This window comes from Streptomyces sp., assembly GCF_031178505.1.
GTDB lineage: Bacteria > Actinomycetota > Actinomycetes > Streptomycetales > Streptomycetaceae > Streptomyces > Streptomyces gulbargensis.
On sequence record NZ_JAPSIW010000758.1, the window covers coordinates 1 to 3,345 of the forward strand.

The following is a 3,345-nucleotide window of genomic DNA, read 5'->3' on the forward strand; positions in this document are numbered from 1 at the left end:
GGACTGCATCAAGAAGGTCGAGGTCGTCGAGTACGAGGAGCTCGGCATGGAGGCGGTCTGGAAGATCGAGGTCGAGGACTTCCCGGCGTTCATCGTGGTGGACGACAAGGGCAACGACTTCTTCCAGAACCCGGCTCCGGAGCCCACCTTCACGCACATCCCGGTGCGCCAGGGCTCCCAGCTGTCGTAACGCGGCGTCAGTTCCCTCGCCGTCACAGCCCCCCGGCCTTCCGGGCCGGGGGGCTTCCGCGTCGCGGGGACGCCGGCCGCCGCACCGGCGCGTCGTCGATGCCCGCTCAGAAAGTCGCTACCGACTGGTAGCCCTCCCGTCGCCCACTGGCCAGTATGGGTCGCGAGCATGTCAACCACTGAGTCGGTCGACCTCTCGGGAGCCCCCCATGCCCTCCGCCCTGAACTCCGTCCTGCCCTCCGCCAGGACCACCGGTACCACCGCCACGCTCGCCCTGACCGCGCTCCTCGTCGTCGGCCCCGCGCCGGGCGCCGTGGCCGCCGCCCCCGACACGCACGTCGCCTCGACCGCCGCCGTCGCGGACGTCGACTACGGGACCTGGCGCCGGGACGTGGCGGCCGTCGTGGCCGAGGCCCGCCCGTACATCGAGGAGCGCGCGAAGGACGCCGGCCGGGAGAAGCAGGCGATCGTCCTCGACATCGACAACAGCTCCCTGGAGACCGACTTCCACCCGTTCTGGGAGCTGCCGACCCCCGCCATCCCCGAGGTCCGCACCCTGGTCCGGGACGCGCACGCGCGCGGCGTCGACATCTTCTTCGTGACGGCCCGGCCCGGCATCATCCACTCCCTCACGGACTGGAACCTGCGGCAGGTCGGCTACCCGGTCGACGGTCTGTACGTGCGCTCGCTGCCCGACCTGTTCGGCGAGGTGAGCGCGTACAAGACGGAGAAGCGCGCGGAGATCGAGGCGAAGGGCTACACGATCATCGCCAACATCGGCAACAACACCACCGACCTGGTCGGCGGCCACGCCGAGCGCACCTTCAAGCTGCCGGACTACGGCAAGCTCTCCTGACGCCCGGGGGCGGGGGCGGACGCCGCCCCCGCCCCGCGCGGACGGGCCCCGCCGGTCGGGGATGATGGCGCCATGCCAGAGAGACCATGTTCGATACGGGCCGCCGCCGTGCCGGCCGTCCTGCTCACGGCGGGGCTGCTGACCGGCTGCGGGTCCGGCGCCACGGCCCCGCAGGCCTCCACGGCCCCGGCCCCGGCCCCCGCCACGGCGACGGCGACCGCCGGGGTGACGGCCGCGGCGACGCTGGGCGGCCCCGGCACGGCCTGCGCGCTGCCCGTCTCCTTCGGGATCGCCGCGGACTGGGAGCCGGAGGCGATCGAGGACGCCGAGAACCCGGAGTTCGCGGCGCTGACCCGCCGCGGGCCGGCGTTCGCCCGCTGCGAGGTGGACGGCAAGCCGGCCGGGCACCTCGGGTTCCTGCGGATCTGGACGGCCGGGGGCAAGGGTTCCGCGCGTACCGCCCTCGAGGGGTTCGTGAAGGCGGAGAAGAAGACCTCGCGCGTCACCTACCGGGAGACGGTGGCGGGCGCGCTGCCCGCCACCGAGGTCACGTACACCGCGCACAACGAAGCGCTCGGCGAGGTCAAGGAGGAGCGGGCCTTCGCCGTGGCGACCCGGCGGGGCACGGTCATCGTCCACCTCGGCGGACTCGACACCGACGAGCACCGGGCGATGCTGCCCGCCTACGAACTGGCCCGCACCACGGTCAAGGCCCTCTGATCCGGGACCCGCGGTCCGGGAGGCCCGCCGTGGCCCCCGCCGCTCGGGCGCCGGAGGCCGCGGCGTTCCCGTCGGTCAGGCGAACCGCTGGTTCGCCGAGCCGTCGCAGGGCTGGAGCCGGACGGGCTCCTTCGGCGCGCTCTGGGTGAGGCAGAGGTGGGGCGCGGCGGCGGGACGCAGGGTGGCGCCGTCGCGGACGAACGTCTGGTTGGTGCCGCCGTGGCAGTTCCAGAGGACAGCGGCCGTGCCCGCCCGGTAGGCGGAGTCCGGCACGTCCAGGCAGCGGTCCTGGGTGAGCTCGGTGTGGAGCGTCCGGCGGGCCGGGTCGTACCACCAGCCCTGGTTGCGACCGCCGTGGCAGTCCCAGCCGAGCACCCGCGTGCCGTTGGCGCTCTTCGCCGAGTCGGTGTCGAGGCAGTTGCCGGTGGCCTGGTTCTTCAGCGGCTTGTAGACGTCGTCCCAGGCGAAGGGGAAGAGGGCGGGCCGGCCGGAGGAGTTGACGTCGGCGCAGCTCGCCTCGCGCAGCCCGGAGGCGTACAGCTGGGTCAGGCAGGAGGCGAAGGCCGTGTGGCCGTTCCTGTTGGGGTGGAAGGACTGCCGTACGGAGTTCTCGTCGAGGCCGCCGGGCTTGGAGAGGTCGACGTAGAGGCCCCGGGCCCAGGTGTCCTCCATGCAGACCTCGTGGCCGTGGAAGAGGCGCGAGTTGTCGAGGTAGACGGCGCCGGTGTTCGCGGCGACCTTCCGCATGCCGCGCTCGAAGGCGGGGACGGCGCTGTCGCGGCCCCAGACGGTGTCGGAGTCGTAGCCCATGCCGCCGCAGGCCAGCTTGCCGGGGAAGCCGGGGTTGTCGTGGAAGTCGGGGCCGATGGGGCTCGGGTAACCCATGACGACGAGCTTGTAGTCGCCGTCGGCGTACCCGGCGTCGCGCATGACGGTGCGCAGGTCACGGACGACCTGCTCGGTCTTGGGGACGAGGGCGTCGACCCGGGACTGCCAGCCGGGGGCGTACTTCGGTGCGCAGGGGCCCTGGCTGAGGACGAAGCGCTGGACGCAGTCGGTCATCACGGGGCCGAACTGCAGGTCGTCGTTGGCGCCGGAGACGAGCACGATCATCTTGAGGCGGGTGTTGCGGGCCTTGACGGCGAGGTTGTCGCTCTGGACGAGTTCGTCGGCGTACTGCTTCGAGCCGCCGATCCTGATGTTGACGCTGGAAGCGCCGGAGCAGGACACGTTGAAGGTGAGGTCCGCGGGGATCCCGGTGCGGTGGATGGCGGCGTCCGGGGAGCGGTGGCACCAGTTGGCGGGGCCGTTGGTCGGGGGCTCGTAGGTGCCGACGCCCTCGCCGGAGATCTCGCTGTCGCCGAGGGAGATCAGGCCGGTCTTCCGCTGGTCGAGGGGGCGCTCCTCGGGGCTGCCGTAGATGCGGGTGGCCTCGGCGGCACGGATCGCCTCCAGCTCGGGCGGGAGGGGTACGGCGGTCCGCGAGACCTGGCCGGCCGTCACGGTGGCCGCCGTCCCGGCGGCTCCGGCGGGTGCGGCGGTCGTCGCGGCGAGCGTGGCGGCGGCCGCGGCCGCGACG

4 protein-coding genes are annotated in these 3,345 nt (G+C 73.1%); 3 read left to right on the forward strand and 1 reads right to left on the reverse strand.

Translation table 11 applies throughout. From position 1 onward, the window contains the following. From RIF68_RS31835 to RIF68_RS31845, 3 genes are all read left to right on the forward strand, one after another. Positions 1 to 190, forward strand: a 190-nt coding sequence (locus RIF68_RS31835; RefSeq protein ID WP_309054738.1) for a fumarate hydratase C-terminal domain-containing protein, incomplete at its 5' end; no start/stop codon positions are given. Between the two features lie 208 nt (positions 191 to 398). Beyond that, positions 399 to 1,046 (forward strand): HAD family acid phosphatase, encoded by a 648-nt coding sequence (locus RIF68_RS31840; RefSeq protein WP_309054739.1) that lies wholly within the window; start codon positions 399 to 401, stop codon positions 1,044 to 1,046. A 72-nt stretch (positions 1,047 to 1,118) separates the two neighbouring features. Continuing rightward, entirely contained in the window at positions 1,119 to 1,766 is a 648-nt protein-coding gene (locus tag RIF68_RS31845; protein ID WP_309054740.1) for a lipoprotein, read from the forward strand. A gap of 75 nt (positions 1,767 to 1,841) precedes the next feature. On the opposite strand, the gene RIF68_RS31850 is transcribed toward RIF68_RS31845, so the two are convergent. After that, positions 1,842 to 3,345, reverse strand: a 1,504-nt coding sequence (locus RIF68_RS31850) for a ricin-type beta-trefoil lectin domain protein (RefSeq protein WP_375165764.1), incomplete at its 5' end; no start/stop codon positions are given.